The following is a 19,853-nucleotide window of genomic DNA, read 5'->3' as shown; positions in this document are numbered from 1 at the left end:
CTGGGGCCGGCTCACAGGACCGTGCGGCACAATGACGCGTGCCCGAGCGGGCCCGGAGCGAGGGAAGCGGCGAGATCTTATGGCGACTGTGGCGGTGGACGACGTGATCGCGGACGAGGAGACCGGGACCGGCGGTGCCCGGGAAGGGATCGGCGGCAGCCGCCCCTTTGCCTGGCTGCTGATCATCACGGGCGCGGCGGGGCTGCTCGCCGCCTGGGTGATCACGCTCGACAAGTTCAAACTGCTGGAGGACCCGTCCTTCACCCCCGGATGCAGCCTCAACCCGGTGGTCTCCTGCGGCAACATCATGAAGAGTGAACAGGCCTCGGTCTTCGGCTTCCCCAACCCGATGCTGGGGCTGGTCACGTACGCGATGGTGATCGCCATCGGCGCCGGACTGCTCGCGGGCGCCCGCTACCGGCGCTGGTACTGGCTGGGGCTGAACGCCGGCACCCTCTTCGGCGCGGGCTTCTGCATGTGGCTGATGTACCAGTCGCTGTACAACATCGGTTCGCTCTGTCTGTGGTGCTCCCTCGCCTGGGCCGCCACGATCGTGATGTTCTGCTACGTCACCGTGCACAACGTCCGGCACCGGATCGTGATGGTGCCCGAAGGGCTGCGCAGCGGTCTGCTGGAGTTCCACTGGGTGCCGCCCGTGCTGTGGATCGGCATCATCGGCATGCTGATCCTGACCCGCTGGTGGGACTTCTGGACCAGCTGATCCCCTGCGTTCCCGCAGCCCGCGCCCCCGACAGTCCGCGCCTCCGGCCGGCCGGGGGCGCTGTCGGTGGTCTGGCATAGGCTTCCCGTGTGGAGCCCGATCTCTTTACCGCCGCCGCCGAAGAACGACTGGAGAAGGATCCGTCCGCCGGCCCCCTCGCCGTGCGGATGCGCCCGCGCACCCTCGACGAGGTCGTCGGGCAGCGGCATCTGCTGCGGCCCGGCTCCCCGCTCCGCAGGCTCGTCGGCGAGAGCGGGGGAAGCCCCGCCGGTGCCTCGTCGGTGATCCTCTGGGGTCCGCCGGGCATCGGGAAGACGACCCTGGCGTATGTGGTCTCCCGGGCGACCGAGAAACGCTTCGTCGAGCTTTCGGCGATCACCGCGGGCGTCAAGGAGGTGCGGGCCGTCATCGAGGGCGCCCGCCGGGCGGCGGGCGGCTTCGGCAAGGAGACCGTCCTCTTCCTCGACGAGATCCACCGCTTCTCCAAGGCGCAGCAGGACTCCCTGCTGCCCGCCGTGGAGAACCGCTGGGTCACCCTGATCGCCGCCACCACCGAGAACCCCTACTTCTCGGTGATCTCCCCGCTGCTCTCCCGCTCGCTGCTGCTGACGCTGGAGCCGCTGACCGACGACGATCTGCGGGGTCTGCTGCGGCGGGCGCTGGGGGAGGAGCGCGGGCTCGGCGGTGCGGTGACCCTGCCCGAGGACGCCGAGGCGCATCTGCTGCGGGTCGCGGGCGGCGACGCCCGCCGGGCTCTGACAGCCCTGGAGGCCGCGGCGGGCGCCGCGCTCGACAAGGGCGAGGCGGAGATCACCCTGGCGACGGTCGAGGAGACGGTGGACCGGGCCGCGGTGACCTACGACCGCGACGGCGACCAGCACTACGACGTGGCGAGCGCGCTGATCAAGTCCATCCGCGGCTCGGACGTGGACGCCGCGCTGCACTATCTGGCCCGGATGATCGACGCGGGCGAGGATCCCCGGTTCATCGCCCGGCGGCTGATGATCTCGGCCAGCGAGGACATCGGACTGGCCGACCCCACCGCGCTGCCGCTGGCGGTGGCCGCCGCCCAGGCCGTGGCGATGATCGGTTTCCCCGAGGCCGCGCTCACCCTCAGCCATGCGACGATCGCGCTGGCGCTGGCACCGAAGTCGAACACCGCGACGACGGCGATCGGCGCGGCGCTGGCCGACGTCCGGGCCGGGCTGGCCGGTTCCGTACCGCCCCATCTGCGGGACGGGCACTACAAGGGGGCGGCGGCGCTGGGGCATGCCCAGGGCTATGTCTATCCGCACGACGTCCCCGGCGCCATCGCCGCCCAGCAGTACGCGCCGGACGCCCTCCACGGCAAGCGGTACTACGAACCGACGCGGTACGGGGCCGAGGCCCGCTACGCGGATGTCGTGGAGAAGGTGCGGGAGCGGCTGCGCGGCGGCTGAGCCGCGGCCGCCGCGGTATCCGCCGGGAGCCGGCTCAGTGCGCGGCCGCCTCGAAGAGGGTGTGCATGGCCCGGCGCAGCCCGGTGATATCGCTTACGGGCTCGGGGAAGTCGAAGCGGGCGTCGAAGCAGTGGCTCCCGGTGAACCGCACCCGCAGTCCGAAGCGGTCCAGGGCCAGCGGGACCGCCCGCGGCGCGGGCCCGTCGCCGTCCGGTCCGGAGAGTGCGGCGGCGCGCTCACCGAGCAGTCCGCACAGCTCCTGCATCTGCGGTCCGTGCGCCGCGTGGAGATGCTGGAGCAGTTCCGCCTCGTGACCGGCGAGCGGATCGGCGTCGGCCCGCGCGAAGTCGTCGGGGTCGACCGGGGCGGTGCCCCAGAGATCGTCCACCCGCAGCTCGCCGACCTCCAGCCGGAGCATCGCGGTGCCCGGATCGGCCGCCCCCGGCGTCGTGGTCAGCCAGCCGGAGACCCAGGCCCGGCCGCGGATCCGGTGCGGGACGGCGACCGGCGCGACATCGGTGATCTCCAGTACGGCGCTCAGCTCGTCGTCCTGGGCATGGGCGGCGGCCCGTACGACGGGGGAGTCGGCCGGCAGCAGCAGGAACACCTCGCCGTCGGGGCCCACCGCGCGGGCGGTGGGCATGAGCTGCTCCGTACGGGTGGTCTCGACGCCCGTGACGAGCAGCACCGCGGAGCATGTACCCTGTACGAGAGTTCGTGTGCGCTCGGCTGCTGACGGCATCCGGGCGGATTCAAGTCCGCTGGGACGCGGCTGACCATGAGCTGATCGGACCTCCGTCGCCTCGACACCCGCAGCAGCGGGGTCGACGTCTTTTGTGCTGTCCGCGATGCGCTTGGTGTTCCCAGGGCGAGACATGCGATCTCCTTGAGTAAGGTGAGCCTAACCTAACCTATATCGGAGGTCTGGAGAACGTGCCTAACCAGTCGCGTCCCAAGGTCAAGAAGTCCCGTGCGCTCGGTATCGCGCTGACGCCGAAGGCCGTCAAGTACTTCGAGGCCCGCCCCTACCCGCCGGGCGAGCACGGCCGTGGCCGCAAGCAGAACTCGGACTACAAGGTCCGTCTGATGGAGAAGCAGCGCCTGCGCGCTCAGTACGACATCAGCGAGCGGCAGATGGCGCGCGCCTACGACCGCGCCCGCAAGGCCGAGGGCAAGACCGGCGAGGCGCTGGTCGTCGAGCTGGAGCGCCGTCTGGACGCCCTGGTGCTGCGTTCGGGCATCGCCCGCACCATCTACCAGGCCCGTCAGATGGTCGTCCACGGCCACATCGAGGTCAACGGCGGCAAGGTCGACAAGCCGTCCTTCCGCGTCCGCCCGGACGACGTCATCACGGTGCGCGAGCGCTCCCGTGAGAAGGCGCTGTTCCAGGTCGCGCGTGAGGGTGGCTTCGCCGCCGACGGCGAGACCCCGCGCTACCTCCAGGTCAACCTGAAGGCCCTGGCCTTCCGCCTGGACCGCGACCCGAACCGCAAGGAAATCCCGGTCATCTGCGACGAGCAGCTCGTCGTCGAGTACTACGCGCGCTGATCCACCGCGCCCGGGAAGCCTCCCGGGCACCCGGTACGGGCATGCGCCCCGGCCCGTCGTACCCCCGCCGTTCGCGGCGGGGGTACGACGGGCCTTCGCGTACCCCCGGGAGCCCCGGAATGCGGTAGGGGGCCCACCGGGATCGCGATAGGCTCGGAAGGACGTATCCCCGGGTCCCCGGGGGACAACCGGACGAGCAGGAAGCGGTGCAGTGTGACCGGTGGAGAGGTGGCCGGGATCCTGGTGGCCGTCTTCTGGGCGATCCTGGTCTCCTTCCTCGCCGTGGTGCTGGTGAGGCTGGCCCAGACGCTCAGGGCGACCACCCGGCTCGTGACCGAGGTGACCGAGCGGGCGGTGCCCCTGCTCACCGACGCGTCCGCGACCGTGCGCTCCGCGCAGACCCAGCTGGACCGGGTCGACGCCATCGCCACGGACGTCCAGGAGGTCACCTCCAACGCCTCCGCGCTCTCCACCACGGTCGCCTCCACCTTCGGCGGCCCGCTGGTCAAGGTCGCCGCCTTCGGATACGGCGTGCGCAAGGCGATGAGCCGCACCTCCGGCGAAGCCGGGGAGGAGCGCGGCCCGCGCCGCGGTCGCGCCGCCCGCACGGTGGTCGTCGGACGTACGGTGCCCCCGGCACGCGGTGGACGCGGCCGCTGGGGCGGAAAGGGCTGAGGCACGATGTTCCGCCGCACCTTCTGGTTCACCGCGGGCGCCGCTGCCGGCGTCTGGGCGACCACCAAGGTCCACCGCAAGATCCAGCAGCTCACCCCCGAGAGCCTCGCCGCACAGGCCGCGGGCCGCGCGGTCGACGCGGGCCACCGGCTGCGGGAGTTCGCCCTCGACGTCCGCGCCGGAATGATCCAGCGCGAGGAGGAGTTGGGCGAGGCACTGGGCACCAGCGCGCCGCCCGGCACCGAACTGCCCGCCCAGCGGATCCGCCCCGCACTCGGCGGCCCCGCCCGCGGCCCCCGCGCCGCCCACCCGAACCGCCCCCACACTTCGTACAACCGGAATGAGGACCACTGATGGAGTCGGCTGAGATCCGCCGCCGCTGGCTGAGCTTCTTCGAGGAGCGCGGGCACACCGTCGTGCCCTCCGCGTCGCTCATCGCGGACGACCCGACTCTGCTGCTGGTCAACGCGGGCATGGTGCCGTTCAAGCCGTACTTCCTCGGGGAGAGCCGCCCGCCCGCCCCGCGCGCCACCAGCGTGCAGAAGTGCGTCCGCACCCCGGACATCGAAGAGGTCGGCAAGACCACCCGGCACGGCACCTTCTTCCAGATGTGCGGAAACTTCTCCTTCGGCGACTACTTCAAGGAAGGCGCCATCAAGTACGCCTGGGAGCTGCTCACCGCGCCCCAGGACAAGGGCGGCTACGGCCTCGACCCCGAGAAGCTGTGGATCACCGTCTACCAGGAGGACGACGAGGCCGAGCAGATCTGGCGCGACGTCATCGGCGTGCCCGCCGAGCGCATCCAGCGCCTCGGCATGGGCCCGAACTTCTGGTCGATGGGCGTCCCCGGCCCCTGCGGCCCCTGCTCCGAGATCAACTACGACCGCGGTCCGGAGTTCGGCGAGGAGGGCGGCCCCGCCGTCAACGACGAGCGGTACGTGGAGATCTGGAACCTGGTCTTCATGCAGTACGAGCGCGGCCCGGGCCAGGGCAAGGAGGACTTCCCGATCCTCGGGGAGCTGCCCTCCAAGAACATCGACACCGGCCTCGGTCTCGAACGGCTCGCCATGATCCTCCAGGGCGTGCAGAACATGTACGAGACGGACACGCTCCGGGTCGTCATGGACAAGGCCACCGAGCTGACCGGAGTGCGGTACGGCGCCGAGCACGGCTCCGACGTCTCCCTGCGCGTGGTCGCCGACCACATCCGTACCTCGGTGATGCTCATCGGCGACGGCGTCACCCCCGGCAACGAGGGCCGCGGCTATGTGCTGCGCCGCATCATGCGCCGCGCCATCCGCAATATGCGCCTGCTCGGCGCCACCGGCCCGGTCGTCGCCGCGCTGGCCGACGTGGTGATCCGGACCATGGGACAGCAGTACCCCGAGCTGATCACGGACCGCAGCCGGATCGAGGCCGTCGCCCTCGCCGAGGAGGCCCGCTTCCTCAAGACCCTCAACGCCGGCACCAACGTCCTCGACGGTGCCGTGACCGAGGCCAAGCAGGCCGGTTCCGCCGTCCTCGCCGGCGACAAGGCGTTCCTCCTCCACGACACCTGGGGCTTCCCCATCGACCTCACCCTGGAGATGGCCGCCGAACAGGGCCTCTCCGTGGACGAGGAGGGCTTCCGGCGCCTGATGAAGGAGCAGCGGGAGCGCGCCAAGGCCGACGCCCGGTCCAAGAAGACGGGCCACGCCGACCTCTCCGCCTACCGCGAGGTCGCCGACACCTCGGGCACCACCGAGTTCACCGGCTATGTCACCAACGAGGGCGAGGCGACCGTCGTCGGTCTGCTCGTCGACGGAGTGCCGTCGCCCGCCGCCGTGGAGGGCGACGAGGTCGAGGTCGTCCTCGACCGGACCCCGTTCTACGCCGAGGGCGGCGGCCAGCTCGCCGACCAGGGCCGGATCCGGCTCGACTCCGGCGCCGTGATCGAGGTCCGCGACGTCCAGCAGCCGGTCCCCGGTGTCTCCGTGCACAAGGGTTCGGTCCAGGTCGGCGAGGTCACCGTGGGCGCCTCCGCCCACGCCGCCATCGACGCCAAGCGGCGCCGGGCCATCGCCCGCGCCCACAGCGCCACCCACCTCACCCACCAGGCCCTGCGCGATGCCCTGGGCCCCACCGCGGCCCAGGCCGGCTCCGAGAACTCCCCGGGCCGCTTCCGCTTCGACTTCGGCTCCCCGGCCGCCGTCCCCGGCACCGTCCTCACCGATGTCGAGCAGCGGATCAACGAGGTCCTCTCCCGTGAGCTGGACGTCCAGGCCGAGGTCATGAGCCTGGAGGAGGCCAAGAAGGCCGGTGCCATCGCCGAGTTCGGCGAGAAGTACGGCGAGCGGGTCCGGGTCGTCACCATCGGCGACTTCTCCAAGGAGCTGTGCGGCGGTACGCATGTCGGCAACACCGCCCAGCTCGGACTGGTGAAGCTGCTCGGCGAGTCCTCCATCGGCTCCGGTGTGCGCCGGATCGAGGCCCTGGTGGGCGTCGACGCCTACAACTTCCTGGCCCGGGAGCACACGGTCGTCGCCCAGCTCCAGGAGCTGGTCAAGGGCCGTCCCGAGGAGCTGCCCGAGAAGATCTCCGGCATGCTCTCCAAGCTCAAGGACGCCGAGAAGGAGATCGAGAAGTTCCGCGCGGAGAAGGTGCTCGCCGCCGCCGCCGGGCTCGCCGCGGGCGCCCAGGACGTCCGGGGCACCGCCCTGGTCACCGGACGGGTGCCGGACGGCACCACCGCCGACGATCTGCGCAAGCTGGTCCTCGACGTCCGCGGCCGGATCCCCGGCGACCGGCCCGCCGTCGTCGCCCTCTTCACGGTGGCGGGCGGCCGTCCGCTGACCGTCATCGCCACCAACGAGGCCGCCAGGGAGCGCGGGCTCAAGGCCGGTGAGCTGGTCCGTACCGCCGCCAAGACCCTCGGTGGCGGAGGCGGCGGCAAGCCGGACGTCGCCCAGGGCGGCGGCCAGAACCCGGACGCCGTGGACGATGCCGTCGCCGCCGTCGAGCGCCTGGTGGCCGAGGTCTCGTGAGACGCGGACGCCGCCTCGCGATCGACGTCGGGGACGCCCGGATCGGGGTCGCCTCGTGCGACCCCGACGGGGTCCTCGCCACCCCGGTGGAGACCGTGCCGGGACGCGATGTCCCGGCCGCCCACCGGCGGCTGCGCGCCCTCGCCGAGGAGTACGAACCCATCGAGGTCGTCGTCGGGCTGCCCCGCTCGCTCAACGGGCGGGAGGGCCCCGCCGCGGACAAGGTCCGGACCTTCGCCCGGGAGCTGGCGCGGGGCATCGCCCCCGTACCGGTGCGGCTCGTCGACGAGCGGATGACGACGGTCACCGCCGGACAGGGACTGCGGGCCGCGGGAGTGACGGCCAAGAAGGGCCGTTCCTTCATCGACCAGGCGGCCGCCGTGGTGATCCTCCAGAACGCGCTGGAGTCCGAACGGGCGTCGGGGGCACCCCCCGGTGAGAGCGTCGAAGGGATTGTCTGATCGCGATACGGTAACGTTCCGCGCCATCGGGCGGCTTATTCGAACGGCTGCCGCACTGAACCGTACAGCGGGACGTACACCCGCCCGACTCGCGGCCCTAGGGGATCAATGACTGAGTATGGCCGGGGCCCCGGCTCCGAACCGTGGCACCCCGACGACCCGCTCTACGGCGACCAGGGGCAGGGACCGCAGTCCGCTTCCGGCCATGATCCCTACGGCGGCGGTCAGCAGCAGTACCAGCAGCACCCGGGCGGGCCGCAGCAGGACTACGGGGTCCAGGACCCCTACCAGCAGCAGCCCCAGCAGCAAGGCCGGCAGGCCCACGACCCGTACCAGCAGCAGTACCAGCAGCACCCCGGCGGGCCGTACTACCACCCCGGTGACCAGCAGCAGTACGACGGCGGGCAGACCGGGTACGGCGCGGGCGACGGCACACAGGGCGGGCACGCCCCGTGGGACGGGGGAGCGTACCCGCAGCAGCAGCCGCAGGGCCCGCACCAGGGCCACGGCGGACACCCGCACCAGGCGCAGCACCAGGGCGGCGAACCGCAGCAGCAGGCGCCCCACCAGCACGCCCCGCAGCAGGGGCAGATGCCGCATCCGGCCGACCTCGGGGTCGCCTACGGAGCCGCACCCGGCGACAGATACGCCGCCAACCCCGCCGACACCTACAGCGGGCCCGTCCCCGGCTACCAGGACCAGGCCGAGGCCGACCACTACGCCACCCCCGACGCCTACCCCCCGCCGCAGCCCCCCGGGCGGCGCCCCGCCGAGCCCGAGGCCCGGGAAGGGGCCTGGGACGCCGAGGCCCCCGAGGAGGAGAAGCACCCCTTCTTCACCGGTGACGGCGAGGACCGCGACGACAGCGCCGCGGACGACGATCCGGCCGCCGCCCGGACCTCCCGCCGCGGCGGTGGCGACGGCGCGGGCGACGGCGAGCGCCGGGGCCGCCCCAAGAAGAAGAGCCGCAACGGCTGTGCCTGCCTGATGGTCTCCGCGGTACTGCTCACCGGCATCGGCGGCGTCTCGTACTTCGGCTACCAGTTCTGGCAGGGCCAGTTCGGCTCCGCGCCCGACTACAGCGGCGCCGGCAGCGGCTCCGTGGTCGTCGAGATCCCCCAGGGCGCCGGACTGGCGGAGATCGGCCGCATCCTCAAGCAGCAGGGCGTCGTCAAGAGTTCCGGGGCCTTCGTCTCCGCGGCCAACAGCAATGAGCGTGCCAAGGGCATCCAGGCCGGTGTCTACACCCTCGCCAAGGAGATGTCCGGCGCCAACGCCGTCAAGGCGATGCTCGACCCGCGCAGCAGCAGCAACATGATCATCCCCGAGGGCAAGCGGAACGCCGAGATCTACGCCCTGATCGACAAACGCCTCAGTCTCAAGGCGGGCACCACCGCCAAAACCGCCAAGGACCAGTCGGGCAAGCTCGGACTGCCCGCCTGGGCCAAGGGCGGACCCGATATCCAGGACCCGCTGGAAGGCTTCCTCTTCCCGGCCTCCTACCCCGCAGCCAAGGGTATGAAGCCCGAGAACGTCCTCAAGAGGATGGTCGCCCGCGCCAACGAGGAGTACACCAAGGCCGACGTGGTGGGGAAGGCCGCCGGACTCGGTCTGAAGAACCCCCTCCAGCTCGTCACCGTCGCCAGCCTGGTGCAGGCCGAGGGCAAGTACAAGGAGGACTTCGACAAGGTCGCCCGGGTCGTCTACAACCGGCTCAAGCCGGACAACACCGAGACCAACGGCCTGCTCGACTTCGACTCCACCGTCAACTACGCCCGGGGCGAGAGCAAGCTCGCCATCGGCAGCGTCGACAAGGTGCGGAAGTTCAACCACCCGTACAACACCTACCGCATCGTGGGCCTGCCGCCCGGACCGATCGGCAACCCGGGCACGGCCGCCATCAACTCCACGTTGAACCCGGCCGAAGGCGGCTGGTACTACTTCGTCTCGGTCACCGAGGACGAGACGGTGTTCTCGGAGACCCACGCGGAGCACGCCCGGGCCCGCGAGAGGTATCTGGCAGAGCTCGAGAAGAACCAGGAGTGACCGGCGTGATCAGCGTGACCCCAGGACGCGGCAGCGCGGAGGACGGCCGGACGGACGGTACGGCGCAGCGGCGCGCGGCGGTCCTGGGATCGCCGATCGCCCATTCGCTCTCACCTGTCCTGCACCGCGCCGCCTACACCGCACTGGGGCTCGCGGAGTGGACGTACGACCGCTTCGAGATCGACGAGACGGCGCTCCCGGGCTTCGTCCGCGGTCTCGACGCCGGCTGGGCCGGGCTCTCGCTGACCATGCCGCTCAAACGGGCGATCATCCCCCTGCTGGACGGCATCAGCGCCACCGCGGCCTCGGTGGAGGCCGTCAACACCGTCGTACGCGACGGAGACGGCCGCCTCACCGGTGACAACACCGATATCCCCGGCATGGTCGCCGCCCTGCGCGAGCGGGGCGTCACCGCCGTACCGTCCGCGGCGGTCCTGGGCGCCGGAGCCACCGCCGCCTCCGCGCTCGCCGCGCTCGCCAGGATCTGCGAAGGCCCCGTCACCGCGTACGTCCGCGGCCCGGCCCGCGCCGCCGAGATGCGCGGCTGGGGCGAGCGACTCGGCCTCGACGTCCGCACCGAGGACTGGGAGCGGGCCGCCGCGGCCCTCGAAGCCCCGCTGGTGATCGCCACCACGCCCGCCGGGGCCGCGGACGCCCTCGCCGACCGGGTCCCCGAACGGCCCGGCACCCTCTTCGACGTCCTGTACGACCCCTGGCCCACCCCGCTCGCGGCCGGCTGGGCCGCACGCGGCGGGGCCGTCGTCGGCGGTCTCGACCTCCTCGTCCACCAGGCCGTCCTCCAGGTCGAGCTGATGACCGGCCGCAGTCCCGCGCCGCTCGCAGCGATGCGCGAGGCGGGCGAACGGGCCCTGCGCGCCCGCTGACCGGCGCCCCGGACGGCCCTCCCGCCGCCCCGGCCCGGAGTCCGACTGCTGGACCGGGCACGGAGCCGCCCCCGGGACATGGGAGGATCGGAGGCGGGCGGGCCGGTGCCGCGCACCCGGCCGGGCCCGCAGTTCGAGGCGCGAGCATGAGGAGCACCGTTGAGCAGGTTGCGTTGGCTGACCGCGGGGGAATCGCACGGACCCGCACTGGTGGCGACGCTGGAGGGACTTCCCGCCGGTGTCCCGGTCACCACGGAGCTGGTGGCCGACCACCTCGCCCGCCGGCGCCTGGGCTACGGCCGCGGCGCACGGATGAAGTTCGAGCGCGACGAGATCACCTTCATCGGCGGGGTACGGCACGGACTCACCCTCGGCTCCCCGGTCGCGATCATGGTCGGCAACAGCGAGTGGCCCAAATGGGAGAAGGTCATGGCGGCCGACCCCGTCGACCCCGAAGAGCTGGCCGCGCTCGCCCGTAACGCACCTCTGACCCGTCCCCGGCCCGGCCACGCCGACCTCGCGGGAATGCAGAAGTACGGCCTCGACGAGGCCCGGCCGATCCTGGAGCGCGCCAGCGCCCGCGAGACCGCCGCCCGGGTCGCCCTCGGCGCCGTCGCCCGCTCCTACCTCAAGGAGACCGCGGGCATCGAGATCGTCTCCCACGTCGTCGAGTTCGGCGCCGCCAAGGCCCCCAAGGGCGTCTACCCGACCCCCGCCGACGTCGAGCGGCTCGACGCCGACCCGGTGCGCTGCCTGGACGCCGACGCCGGCAAGGCGATGGTCGCCGAGATCGACCAGGCCCACAAGGACGGCGACACCCTCGGCGGAGTCGTCGAGGTGCTCGCGTACGACGTCCCGGTCGGACTCGGCTCCCACGTCCACTGGGACCGCCGCCTCGACGCGCGGCTCGCCGCCGCGCTCATGGGCATCCAGGCCATCAAGGGCGTCGAACTCGGCGACGGCTTCGACCTCGCCCGGGTCCCCGGCTCCCAGGCCCACGACGAGATCGTCGCCACCGCCGACGGACTGCGCCGCACCTCCGGCCGCTCCGGCGGCACCGAAGGCGGCATGTCCACCGGCGAACTGCTCCGGGTGCGCGCCGCGATGAAGCCCATCGCGACCGTCCCCAAGGCCCTCGCCACCGTCGACATCACCACCGGCGAGGCCGCCGCCGCGCACCACCAGCGCTCCGACGTCGCCGCCGTCCCCGCCGCCGGGATCGTCGCCGAAGCCATGGTCGCCCTGGTGCTCGCCGACGCGGTCGCCGAGAAGTTCGGCGGCGACAATGTCGCGGAGACCCGCCGCAACGTCCGCTCCTACCTCGACAACCTGCACATCCGGTGAGCGCCCCGCTGATCGTCCTGGTCGGACCCATGGGCTCCGGCAAGTCCACGGTGGGCGAGGTACTGGCCCGGCGCCTCGGCGTCCCCTACCGCGACACCGACGCGGATATCGTCACCGCCGAGGGCCGGGAGATCTCCGACATCTTCATCGAGGACGGCGAACCGCACTTCCGCGAACTGGAACGGGCCGCGGTCCGGGAGGCCCTCGCCGTCCACAGCGGGGTGCTCGCCCTGGGCGGCGGCGCGATCCTCGACGCCACCACCCGCGCCCTCCTCTCCGGACTGCCCGTCGTCTACCTCTCCCTGGAGGTCGACGAAGCGGTCCGGCGCACCGGACTCAACCAGGCCCGGCCGCTGCTCGCCGTCAACCCCCGCCGCCAGTGGCGTGAGCTGATGGACGCCAGGCGCCCCCTCTACACGGAGGTGGCGCGGGCCGTCGTGGCCACCGACGACCGCACCCCCGACGAGGTCGCCGACGCGATCGTCGACGCCCTGGAGCTGAAGGACTACCCCGCATGACCGAGCAGGCAGTGACCCGGATCCGGGTCGGCGGCACCGAGGGCACCGCCCCGTACGACGTCCTCGTCGGCCGGCAGCTCCTCGGCGAGCTGGCCGGGCTGATCGGCCGGGCCCAGAGGGTCGCCGTGCTCCACCCGGAGGCGCTCGAAGGCACCGGCGATGCGATCGCCGAAGACCTCAGGGCCCAGGGGTACGAGGTCGTCGCCGTCCAGGTGCCCAACGCGGAGGAGGCCAAGACCGCCGAGGTCGCCGCCTACTGCTGGAAGGCGCTCGGCCAGTCCGGCTTCACCCGCACCGATGTGATCATCGGGGTCGGCGGCGGCGCCACCACCGACCTGGCCGGCTTCGTCGCCGCGACCTGGCTGCGCGGGGTCCGCTGGATCGCCGTGCCCACCACGGTCCTCGGCATGGTCGACGCCGCCGTCGGCGGCAAGACCGGCATCAACACCGCCGAGGGCAAGAACCTCGTGGGCGCCTTCCACCCGCCCGCGGGTGTGCTGTGCGATCTCGCCGCCCTGGAGTCCCTGCCCGTCCACGACTACGTCAGCGGACTCGCCGAGATCATCAAGGCGGGCTTCATCGCGGACCCGGCGATCCTCGAACTCATCGAATCCGACCCGGAGGGCGCGCGGACCCCCGCGGGACCGCACACCGCCGAGCTGATCGAACGGTCCGTCCGGGTCAAGGCCGAGGTCGTCTCCGGCGACCTCAAGGAATCCGGCCGCCGCGAGATCCTCAACTACGGCCACACCCTCGCCCACGCCATCGAGAAGAACGAACGCTACAAGTGGCGCCACGGCGCTGCCGTCTCGGTCGGCATGGTGTTCGCCGCCGAACTGGGCCGGCTCGCCGGACGGCTCGACGACGCCACGGCCGACCGGCACGCGGCCGTCCTCAGGTCCGTCGGCCTGCCGCTCACCTACCGCGGCGACCAGTGGCCCCGGCTGCTGGAGACCATGAAGGTCGACAAGAAGTCCCGCGGCAACCTGCTCCGGTTCATCGTCCTCGACGGACTCGGCAAGCCGAACGTCCTGGAGGGACCGGACCCGGCGCTGCTGCTCGCCGCCTACGGGGAAGTGTCGTCATGAGCCGCCGGGTGCTCGTCCTCAACGGCCCCAACCTCGGGCGCCTCGGCTCCCGCGAACCCGACGTCTACGGCGCCACGTCCTACGCGGGCCTGGTGGAGACCTGCCGCTCCCTCGGCGAGCAGCTCGGCCTCGACGTCGACGTCCGGGAGACCAACGACGAGGCCGAACTGATCCGCTGGCTCCACGAGGCGGCGGACGGGGCGATTCCGGTGGTGCTGAACCCGGGTGCGTTCACGCACTACTCGTACGCCATGCGGGACGCGGCGGCGCAGAAGACGGCGCCCCTGATCGAAGTCCACATCTCCAACCCGTATGCGCGGGAGGCGTTCCGGCACACCTCGGTCGTCGCGGCCGTCGCCACGGCCACGATCGCGGGCTTCGGCCTCGGGTCCTACCGGCTGGCGCTGCGGGCGCTGGCGGAGGAACTGGCGCCGTAGCGCCTCCCGCTGGGGGCCTGGGGGGTGTGCCGTGGGTGGGCTTGTGCCGGGGCCCGGCCGCGGGCCGGTGGGGGCTGGTCGCGCAGTTCCTCCCCCTACGCCTTCGGCAGCGGGAGCACCCCCAGCGCCCCTGGGTACCCGTTCCTTCCCGTCCCTGCGGGTGCGGGCCCTGAGATGGTCGGGTCGCGTTGCTCCGTGGGGTAGGCCCGGGGCCTTCTCCGGTGCGGGTGGGCCGGTGGCCTCCGGGCTCACCTCCTCGCCGGCGGCGATGCACCGCCCCGAAGAGCGTCCTGCTGGTCGCCACCGGCTGCGAGGGCGGCCCTGCACCCCCCTCCCAGGTGACCCCGATCTGAACAGCCCCCGAGGCGCCTGCCCTGTCCAGCTTCATGAGGACTCCCCGGGCAAGGACGGGTGCGAGCAGGAAGGGGGCGCCGGTCCCCACGCCGCAGGCACAGGGGACGGATTGCTCCGAGGCCGGGGAAACAGCGCCCGTCGGGCACGGTGTCTCCGGCGGCATCCCGGTGCCCGGGGGCGGTTCCCTACAGGTGTTGTGGAACCCGGTCGGCTCCGGAGACCTCTCACGGTACGGGGGAGCGTCTCCGGCGGGGCGGGGAGGTACCGTTCCCGCAGGGGCGGGGACCGACCGCCGTACGCAGCGAACGAGACGGAGTCGCACCGGATGCAGCACCCAACGGGCCCCCCGCCGCTGCCTCGCCATCAGGGGCAGGGCGGTGCCACCGGTCCCGTATCGCCTCCGCATGCCCCCGGCTGGGCCCAGCCGGGACCGCCCCACCCCGCCGCGCCTCCGCCGAGGCCCGAGGCCGCGCTGCCGCCCGTACCGTCCTCCCCCACGGAGCCGGACGCCGGCACCGGTGCGACGACCCTCGCCGTCCTCCTCATCGGACCCGCCGGCGCGGGCAAGACGACCGTGGCACGGCACTGGGCGGCCCGCCGCCCCGTGCCCACCGCGCATATCAGCCTCGACGACGTCCGCGAATGGGTGTGCTCCGGATTCGCCGACCCCAAGGCCGGCTGGAACGAACACTCCGAGGCGCAGTACCGCCTGGCCCGCCGCACCTGCGGCTTCGCCGCGCGCAACTTCCTCGCCAACGGCATCTCCTGCATCCTCGACGACGCCGTCTTCCCCGACCGCCCGGTCGTCGGGCTCGGCGGCTGGAAGCGCCATGTCGGACCCGGGCTGCTGCCCGTCGTCCTCCTCCCCGCGCTGGAGACCGTCCTGGAGCGCAACGCGCAGCGCAGCGGCAACCGCCGGCTGTCGGACGAGGAGGTCGCGAGCATCCACGGCCGGATGGCCGGATGGTACGGTTCCGGGCTGCCGATCATCGACAACACCAAGTACGACGTGGAGACGACCGCCCGCGTGCTCGACGAGGCCCTCGCCCGGTCGATCGCCAGCCCCCCGTCCTGGTAGCCGGGAGACCGGTCGGACGCGCTGGGCGCGCCGCGCGGCGCGAACACTCGTACGCTCGGATCATGGCAGAGGTGTTCGCGGCCCGCCGCGACCGGTTGCGGGAGCGGTACGCGGAGAACGGCGGCGCGGTCCTGATCTCCCGCCCCGCCAATGTGCGCTATCTCGCCGGGACGGCCCCGCCGGGGGCCGTCCTGCTGATCGGGCCGGCCGCCGGAGACGGGGACACCCTGTGCTGCCCCGCCACCCCGCTCTCCGGCGCCACGGTCACCGGCCGCCCCGACGATGCGCTCCGGCCCGCCCTGCTGCCCGAGGACGGTCCCGACCCGGTGATCGCGGCCGCGGGGCTGGCGCACCGGGCCAAGGCCGGGGAACTCGCCGTCGAGGAGCATCATCTGACCGTCGCCCGCTACCGCGCCATCGGCTCCGAGCTGCCCCGGCTCCGGCTGGCCGATGTCGGGCTCGCCGTCGAGCGGCAGCGGATCGTCAAGGACGAGGAGGAGATCGCCTGCCTCCGGATCGCCGCCGAGATCACCGACCAGGCCCTCGGCGAACTCCTGGAATCCATCCTGGTGGGCCGCACCGAACGGCATCTCGCCCTGGAGCTGGAGCGCCGGCTGGTCGACCACGGTGCCGACGGCCCCGCCTTCCCCACCTCCGTCGCCACCGGACCGAACTCGGGCCGGCGGGGCCACCGGCCCACCGACCGGCGGGTCGAAGAGGGCGACTTCCTCACCGTCTGTGTCGGCGCCGACTACCGCGGCTACCGCTGCGAGATCGGCCGTACCTTCGTCATCGGCACCACCCCGGCGGACTGGCAGATCGAACTGTACGACCTGGTCTTCGCCGCCCAGCGGGCCGCCCGGGAGTCCCTGCGGCCGGGCATGGCCTACCGCGATGTGGACCTCGCCGCGCGCCGGATCCTCGACGGTGCGGGCCATGGAGCGGGCCTGGCGCCGCTCACCGGGCACGGGGTGGGGCTCGAAATCGACGAGGACCCGCAGTTGACTCCTGCGGCCATGGGTAAACTGGACGCTTGCGTGCCGGTCACCGTCGAACCGGGGGTCCACCTTCCGGGCCGGGGCGGGGTCCGGATCGATGACACGCTCGTCGTACGCCAGGAGGCGGACGGCGGACCCGAGCTACTCACCATCACGACCAAGGAGCTGCTCGCGCTCTAGCGGGCGCGTACCGCGGTGGCCCCAGGTCGTCCACGTCAGTCCAGGAGATTCCGCAACCGTGGCTTCCACGAACGACCTCAAGAACGGCATGGTGCTCAAGCTCGACAACGGCCAGCTCTGGTCCGTCGTCGAGTTCCAGCACGTCAAGCCCGGCAAGGGCCCGGCCTTCGTGCGCACCAAGCTCAAGAACGTGCTGTCCGGAAAGATCGTCGACAAGACGTTCAACGCCGGTGTGAAGGTCGAGACGGCCACCGTCGACCGCCGTGACATGCAGTTCTCGTACATGGACGGCGACTACTTCGTCTTCATGGACATGCAGACGTACGACCAGCTCCACATCGAGCGCAAGGCCGTCGGCGACTCCGCCAACTTCCTGATCGAGGGCTTCGAGGCCACGGTCGCCACCCACGAGGGCGAGGTGCTCTACGTGGAGCTGCCGGCCGCCGTCGAGCTGGTGATCGCCGAGACCGAGCCCGGCGTCCAGGGCGACCGCTCCACCGGTGGCACCAAGCCCGCCAAGCTGGAGACGGGCTACGAGGTGCAGGTGCCGCTCTTCATCACCACCGGTGAGAAGATCAAGGTCGACACCCGCTCCGGCGACTACCTCAGCCGGGTGAACAGCTAACCGTGGCCGCTCGCAGCAAGGCCCGTAAGCGCGCCTTCCAGATCCTCTTCGAGGCCGACCAGCGCAACGCATCCGCGCAGACGGTGCTCGCCGACTGGATCCGCCACTCACGGACCGACGACCGGCAGCCGCCGGTCAGCGAGTACACGATGCAGCTGGTCGAGGGGTACGCGGGATACGCGGCCCGGATCGACGAGCTGATCTCCACCTACGCGACCGACTGGGACCTCGACCGGATGCCCGTCGTCGACCGGAACATCATCCGGCTCGGCGCCTACGAGCTGGTCTGGGTCGACGAGACGCCGGACGCGGTGGTGATCGACGAGGCGGTGCAGCTCGCCAAGGAGTTCTCCACCGACGATTCGCCGTCCTTCGTCAACGGTCTCCTGGGCCGGTTCAAGGAGCTGAAGCCGTCCCTGCGGCGCGACGGCTCCTGACGGCCGTCACCGGCCGCCCCCGAGGTACGGGCCCGGGTCCCGTGGATCGCAAGGTCCGCGGGGTCCGGGCCCGCCTGTTTTCGCCGGGCGGAGGCCGGGAGCCGTGGGAGCCACGGCGGTGGAGGCTCCGTTACGGCCCCGGGAGGCGGCGCAGCACGGTTTCCGGACCTGCCCCGGGGTGCTGCCCCTACCCGGTGTTCCGAGGGGCGTGTGGGGCGCCTGAGGCGGGTGCCCCCCCTCGAAGGGCGACGGGAGTGCCGCTGCTGCCCGGCTGCGCCGAGGACCTGCTGATGGCCGGGCACGGCTCGGACGGACCCGCCCTGAGCCCTGCACCGCGTGCCCGACCCGGCTCCGGTACCGCCCGAGCCGGCGCGGGACGCATGGGCGCGACCGTGGTCCGCGCCTGCCCGAGGCGCGGGGCCCGGTTTCGCCCTCGGGCGGGGCGCACACCGCCCGGCCGTCCGGCTGTCCCCGGGCCGAGGGTCCGGAGACAGCCCGGCCGCACGCAGGAACGCCGGAGGGCGGGACCCGTCCGGGTCCCGCCCTCCGGCGTGACGATTCTCCGCAGCCCCCGCGGGGGCGGGCGTCAGTTGTCCTCGTGGCTCACCGCGCGCCGCGCGTCGGCGTCCAGCACACCCCAGTTGATCAGCTGCTCGGTCAGGACGGACGGCGACTGGTCGTAGATCACGGCCAGGGTGCGCAGATCGTCCTGGCGGATCGACAGCACCTTGCCGTTGTAGTCGCCGCGCTGGGACTGGATGGTCGCCGCATACCGCTGGAGGGGGCCCGCCTTCTCGGCCGGGACATGCGCCAGCCGCTCCAGGTCGAGGACCAGCTTCGGCGGCGGCTCGGCGGCCCCGCCCGGGGTGGTGCCCGGCAGCAGCTCCTGCACCGGAACCCCGTAGAAGTCGGCCAGCTCGGCCAGGCGCTGGACGGTCACAGCGCGGTCGCCGCGCTCGTAGGAGCCGACCACCACGGCCTTCCAGCGGCCCTGGGACTTCTCCTCCACGCCGTGGAGGGACAGACCCTGCTGCGTGCGGATGGCGCGGAGCTTGGCCCCGAGCTGCTTTGCGTATTCGCTGGACATATAGCTCCCCGGACGCTGTGACAACGTGCGGCTCCGCCGCGCTGCTGGTGACTCACTGTGAGGTTACGCAGCGTGATTCGGAAGCGTCAAGCCGAACGGGTCCAGACCGGTGGCCTGTCATGATCACAGCGGGCATCGCCGCAGGTCCGGACCAGCCCCGGCAAGGTTCCCCCGAATGGCCCTGGTACGGTAGTGAGCGCACTATCCGACGTCCTTTAAGGTCCGTCCCGTGAGGCGGAGAAGGAGGTCTGTTTCGCCATGGAATCCATGGACACGAACAGCCACACCGGCGGCCCCGACACGGCCCGCCCCGTTCTGGAAGCGCCCGATATCGCACGGGTGCTGACCCGGATCGCCCACGAGATCGTCGAACGCGCCAAGGGCGCCGACGACGTGGTCCTCCTCGGCATCCCCACCCGCGGCGTTTTCCTCGCCCGCCGGCTCGCCGGAAAGCTGGAGCAGATCACCGGACGCACCGTCCCGGTCGGCTCCCTCGACATCACGATGTACCGCGACGACCTGCGGCTGCGCCCCGCCCGCGCGCTCGCCCGAACCGAGATCCCCGGTGACGGCATCGACGGCCGCCTCGTCGTCCTCGTCGACGACGTGCTCTTCTCCGGCCGCACCATCCGCGCCGCACTCGACGCCCTCGGCGATATCGGCCGCCCCCGCGCGGTCCAGCTCGCGGTCCTCGTCGACCGCGGCCACCGGGAGCTGCCGATCCGCGCCGACTACGTCGGCAAGAACCTGCCCACGTCCCTGCGCGAGACCGTCAAGGTCCTCCTCTCCGAGGAAGACGGACGGGACACCGTGCTGCTCGGCGTGCGCGAGACCGACCACCGCTAGCAGCCCGACGGCCCCGCGCGCCCGGAGCGGCGTGACGGGCGCCCCCGTGCGCCCGCGTGCCCGG

The 19,853-nt window shown here is 72.3% G+C and carries 21 protein-coding genes; 18 read left to right on the top strand and 3 right to left on the bottom strand.

Annotation, left to right across the window (positions count from 1 at the left end; genetic code table 11):
- The first annotated feature begins 79 nt into the window (after nucleotides 1-79).
- The gene (locus ACIQ9E_RS13505) at nucleotides 80-721 is read left to right on the top strand and encodes a vitamin K epoxide reductase family protein (RefSeq protein ID WP_403706402.1); all 642 of its coding nucleotides are present in this window, start codon (nucleotides 80-82) and stop codon (nucleotides 719-721) included.
- 89 nt (nucleotides 722-810) lie between these two features.
- A complete protein-coding gene (locus ACIQ9E_RS13500) occupies nucleotides 811-2,160 on the top strand; it encodes a replication-associated recombination protein A (protein WP_389885100.1) in 1,350 nt (449 codons plus the stop codon).
- 34 nt (nucleotides 2,161-2,194) lie between these two features.
- On the opposite strand, the gene ACIQ9E_RS13495 is transcribed toward ACIQ9E_RS13500, so the two are convergent.
- Nucleotides 2,195-2,902 (bottom strand): DUF2470 domain-containing protein, encoded by a 708-nt coding sequence (locus tag ACIQ9E_RS13495; RefSeq protein WP_403706819.1) that lies wholly within the window; start codon nucleotides 2,900-2,902, stop codon nucleotides 2,195-2,197.
- 191 nt (nucleotides 2,903-3,093) lie between these two features.
- On the opposite strand from ACIQ9E_RS13495, the gene rpsD reads away from it, so the two are divergent.
- The 5 genes from rpsD to ruvX all read left to right on the top strand — a co-directional run bounded on the left by rpsD (nucleotide 3,094) and on the right by ruvX (nucleotide 7,867).
- Nucleotides 3,094-3,708, top strand: a complete 615-nt coding sequence (gene rpsD, locus ACIQ9E_RS13490; protein WP_006350333.1) for a 30S ribosomal protein S4 — start codon at nucleotides 3,094-3,096, stop codon at nucleotides 3,706-3,708.
- A gap of 213 nt (nucleotides 3,709-3,921) precedes the next feature.
- Nucleotides 3,922-4,383, top strand: coding sequence for a DUF948 domain-containing protein (locus ACIQ9E_RS13485; protein WP_403706400.1), 462 nt, complete (start codon nucleotides 3,922-3,924; stop codon nucleotides 4,381-4,383).
- A 6-nt stretch (nucleotides 4,384-4,389) separates the two neighbouring features.
- Nucleotides 4,390-4,737 (top strand): DUF6167 family protein, encoded by a 348-nt coding sequence (locus ACIQ9E_RS13480; RefSeq protein WP_403706398.1) that lies wholly within the window; start codon nucleotides 4,390-4,392, stop codon nucleotides 4,735-4,737.
- Complete coding sequence (gene alaS / locus ACIQ9E_RS13475) at nucleotides 4,737-7,406, top strand: alanine--tRNA ligase (RefSeq protein WP_403706397.1); 2,670 nt, start codon at nucleotides 4,737-4,739, stop codon at nucleotides 7,404-7,406. The genes ACIQ9E_RS13480 and alaS overlap by 1 nt, the downstream gene beginning before the upstream one ends.
- Nucleotides 7,403-7,867 carry a Holliday junction resolvase RuvX gene (gene ruvX, locus ACIQ9E_RS13470; RefSeq protein WP_403706395.1) on the top strand — a complete coding sequence of 155 codons (465 nt, stop codon included), beginning with the start codon at nucleotides 7,403-7,405 and terminating at the stop codon, nucleotides 7,865-7,867. The genes alaS and ruvX overlap by 4 nt, the downstream gene beginning before the upstream one ends.
- Nucleotides 7,868-7,972: 105 nt before the next feature.
- Here the strand turns inward: ruvX and ACIQ9E_RS13465 are convergent, their stop codons facing one another.
- Nucleotides 7,973-8,467 (bottom strand): hypothetical protein, encoded by a 495-nt coding sequence (locus tag ACIQ9E_RS13465; RefSeq protein ID WP_403706393.1) that lies wholly within the window; start codon nucleotides 8,465-8,467, stop codon nucleotides 7,973-7,975.
- On the opposite strand from ACIQ9E_RS13465, the gene mltG reads away from it, so the two are divergent.
- From mltG to nusB, 10 genes are all read left to right on the top strand, one after another.
- Nucleotides 8,459-9,913 (top strand): endolytic transglycosylase MltG, encoded by a 1,455-nt coding sequence (mltG, locus tag ACIQ9E_RS13460; RefSeq protein ID WP_403706391.1) that lies wholly within the window; start codon nucleotides 8,459-8,461, stop codon nucleotides 9,911-9,913. The two genes, ACIQ9E_RS13465 and mltG, sit on opposite strands and share 9 nt — an antisense overlap.
- Nucleotides 9,914-9,927: 14 nt before the next feature.
- Complete coding sequence (locus ACIQ9E_RS13455) at nucleotides 9,928-10,797, top strand: shikimate dehydrogenase (protein WP_403706817.1); 870 nt, start codon at nucleotides 9,928-9,930, stop codon at nucleotides 10,795-10,797.
- A 159-nt stretch (nucleotides 10,798-10,956) separates the two neighbouring features.
- The gene (gene aroC, locus ACIQ9E_RS13450) at nucleotides 10,957-12,141 is read left to right on the top strand and encodes a chorismate synthase (RefSeq protein WP_403706389.1); all 1,185 of its coding nucleotides are present in this window, start codon (nucleotides 10,957-10,959) and stop codon (nucleotides 12,139-12,141) included.
- Nucleotides 12,142-12,170: 29 nt separating this feature from the next.
- A complete protein-coding gene (locus ACIQ9E_RS13445; RefSeq protein ID WP_403706815.1) occupies nucleotides 12,171-12,659 on the top strand; it encodes a shikimate kinase in 489 nt (162 codons plus the stop codon).
- Nucleotides 12,656-13,747, top strand: a complete 1,092-nt coding sequence (gene aroB / locus ACIQ9E_RS13440) for a 3-dehydroquinate synthase (protein WP_403706387.1) — start codon at nucleotides 12,656-12,658, stop codon at nucleotides 13,745-13,747. The genes ACIQ9E_RS13445 and aroB overlap by 4 nt, the downstream gene beginning before the upstream one ends.
- On the top strand, nucleotides 13,744-14,184 hold the full coding sequence (aroQ, locus tag ACIQ9E_RS13435; protein ID WP_366261171.1) for a type II 3-dehydroquinate dehydratase: 441 nt from the start codon (nucleotides 13,744-13,746) through the stop codon (nucleotides 14,182-14,184). The genes aroB and aroQ overlap by 4 nt, the downstream gene beginning before the upstream one ends.
- A 679-nt stretch (nucleotides 14,185-14,863) precedes the next feature.
- A complete protein-coding gene (locus ACIQ9E_RS13430) occupies nucleotides 14,864-15,616 on the top strand; it encodes an AAA family ATPase (protein WP_403706384.1) in 753 nt (250 codons plus the stop codon).
- A gap of 62 nt (nucleotides 15,617-15,678) precedes the next feature.
- Entirely contained in the window at nucleotides 15,679-16,794 is a 1,116-nt protein-coding gene (locus ACIQ9E_RS13425; protein ID WP_403706382.1) for an aminopeptidase P family protein, read from the top strand.
- A gap of 58 nt (nucleotides 16,795-16,852) precedes the next feature.
- Entirely contained in the window at nucleotides 16,853-17,419 is a 567-nt protein-coding gene (gene efp, locus ACIQ9E_RS13420; protein ID WP_006350346.1) for an elongation factor P, read from the top strand.
- Between the two features lie 2 nt (nucleotides 17,420-17,421).
- A complete protein-coding gene (gene nusB, locus ACIQ9E_RS13415; RefSeq protein ID WP_403706380.1) occupies nucleotides 17,422-17,856 on the top strand; it encodes a transcription antitermination factor NusB in 435 nt (144 codons plus the stop codon).
- A 586-nt stretch (nucleotides 17,857-18,442) separates the two neighbouring features.
- Here the strand turns inward: nusB and bldD are convergent.
- Nucleotides 18,443-18,943, bottom strand: a complete 501-nt coding sequence (bldD, locus tag ACIQ9E_RS13410; protein ID WP_006350348.1) for a transcriptional regulator BldD — start codon at nucleotides 18,941-18,943, stop codon at nucleotides 18,443-18,445.
- Nucleotides 18,944-19,201: 258 nt separating this feature from the next.
- Between bldD and pyrR the strand changes: the two genes are divergently transcribed.
- Complete coding sequence (pyrR, locus tag ACIQ9E_RS13405; protein WP_403706378.1) at nucleotides 19,202-19,789, top strand: bifunctional pyr operon transcriptional regulator/uracil phosphoribosyltransferase PyrR; 588 nt, start codon at nucleotides 19,202-19,204, stop codon at nucleotides 19,787-19,789.
- Nucleotides 19,790-19,853 lie beyond the last annotated feature (64 nt).

It is taken from the genome of Streptomyces sp. NPDC094448 (assembly GCF_044763775.1).
Taxonomy (GTDB): Bacteria; Actinomycetota; Actinomycetes; order Streptomycetales; family Streptomycetaceae; genus Streptomyces.
The sequence above is the reverse complement of the archived record's forward strand: the minus strand, read 5'-3'. Positions and strand labels throughout refer to the sequence as shown.

Coding starts and splice junctions, on each gene's coding strand:
- ACIQ9E_RS13495 (WP_403706819.1), bottom strand. CDS start 2,902: ATGCCGTCAGCAGCCGAGCGCACACGAACTCTCGTACAGGGTACATGC.
- ACIQ9E_RS13465 (WP_403706393.1), bottom strand. CDS start 8,467: ATGCGGCATCTGCCCCTGCTGCGGGGCGTGCTGGTGGGGCGCCTGCTG.
- bldD (WP_006350348.1), bottom strand. CDS start 18,943: ATGTCCAGCGAATACGCAAAGCAGCTCGGGGCCAAGCTCCGCGCCATC.
- ACIQ9E_RS13430 (WP_403706384.1), top strand. CDS start 14,864: ATGCAGCACCCAACGGGCCCCCCGCCGCTGCCTCGCCATCAGGGGCAG.
- aroQ (WP_366261171.1), top strand. CDS start 13,744: ATGAGCCGCCGGGTGCTCGTCCTCAACGGCCCCAACCTCGGGCGCCTC.
- ACIQ9E_RS13425 (WP_403706382.1), top strand. CDS start 15,679: ATGGCAGAGGTGTTCGCGGCCCGCCGCGACCGGTTGCGGGAGCGGTAC.
- ACIQ9E_RS13445 (WP_403706815.1), top strand. CDS start 12,171: ATGGGCTCCGGCAAGTCCACGGTGGGCGAGGTACTGGCCCGGCGCCTC.
- pyrR (WP_403706378.1), top strand. CDS start 19,202: ATGGAATCCATGGACACGAACAGCCACACCGGCGGCCCCGACACGGCC.
- ACIQ9E_RS13505 (WP_403706402.1), top strand. CDS start 80: ATGGCGACTGTGGCGGTGGACGACGTGATCGCGGACGAGGAGACCGGG.
- aroB (WP_403706387.1), top strand. CDS start 12,656: ATGACCGAGCAGGCAGTGACCCGGATCCGGGTCGGCGGCACCGAGGGC.
- ACIQ9E_RS13480 (WP_403706398.1), top strand. CDS start 4,390: ATGTTCCGCCGCACCTTCTGGTTCACCGCGGGCGCCGCTGCCGGCGTC.
- alaS (WP_403706397.1), top strand. CDS start 4,737: ATGGAGTCGGCTGAGATCCGCCGCCGCTGGCTGAGCTTCTTCGAGGAG.
- mltG (WP_403706391.1), top strand. CDS start 8,459: ATGCCGCATCCGGCCGACCTCGGGGTCGCCTACGGAGCCGCACCCGGC.